General features: G+C 74.8%; 1 protein-coding gene. It reads left to right on the forward strand.

Annotated features, from left to right (window positions below; genetic code table 11):
• Positions 1–1,067, forward strand: a 1,067-nt coding sequence (locus ABD908_RS27395) for an acyltransferase domain-containing protein (protein ID WP_345002072.1), incomplete at both ends; no start/stop codon positions are given.

Raw genomic sequence — 1,067 nt, forward strand, 5'->3', positions numbered from 1 at the left:
GGCAGGCCTGCGCGCGCTCGCCGCGGGCGAACCCGCGCCCGGCGTGGTGCCGGTCCGCGCCGCCCACCCACGCCGCGGTGTGGTGTTCACGTTCTCGGGTCAGGGCTCGCAGTGGGCCGGGATGTGCCGCGACCTGCTCGCCGAGGAGCCCGCGTTCGAGGCCGCGGTGGATGCGCTCGAGCCCGAGTTCCGCTCCGTCGTGGGTTTCTCCCTGCGGCAGGTGCTCGAATCCGGTGACGCGCTCACCGGGATCGACCGGATCCAGCCGGTGCTCGTCGGCGTCCAGTTGGCGCTCGCCGCGCTGTGGCGCGCGTACGGCGTGGTCCCCGATGCGGTGATCGGGCATTCGATGGGCGAGGTGGCGGCCGCGGTGGTCGCGGGGGCCCTGACCGTGCGTGACGGGCTGACGGTGATCGCCTCCCGCTCGAAGCTGATGCGTCGCAGCCTGTCCGGGCAGGGCGCCATGGCGCTGCTCGAGCTGGGCGCCGACGACACCGAGCGGCTGCTGGCCGACTTCGACGGTGTGACCGTCGCGGTCCTCGCCTCACCGCGCCAGACCGTGGTCGCCGGTCCGCCCGACCGGGTCGATGCGGTGATCGCCGAGGTCACGGCGCGCGACCTGCTGGCGCGCCGTATCGAGGTGGACGTCGCGTCACACCACGCCACCGTCGATCCCATCCTCGACGAGCTGCGCGCTGCTCTCGCGGTGCTGGCGCCGCGCGTACCGTCGATTCCGCTGTACTCCACGGTGCGGCCGGGCGAGACGGCGCCGGTGATGGACGCCGACTACTGGGCCGAGAACCTGCGGCGGCCGGTGGACTTCGCCGCCGCAGTCTCCGCCGCGGCCAGCGCCGCGGGCACCTTCGTCGAGCTGTCCCCGCACCCGATCCTCACGTACGCGGTCGACGACACGCTGACGGACGTGCCGCACGCCACCGTCGGGACGCTCGTGCGCGACGGTGACGGGACCCTCACGTTCCACACCGCGCTCGCCGCGGCCACAACGGCCCCGCCCCCGGTGGGTGTGCACCCGCCCGAGCCGCACCCGGCGCTGCCGCCGCGGCCCT

The organism is Tsukamurella soli (assembly GCF_039541155.1).
Classification (GTDB): Bacteria; Actinomycetota; Actinomycetes; order Mycobacteriales; family Mycobacteriaceae; genus Tsukamurella; species Tsukamurella soli.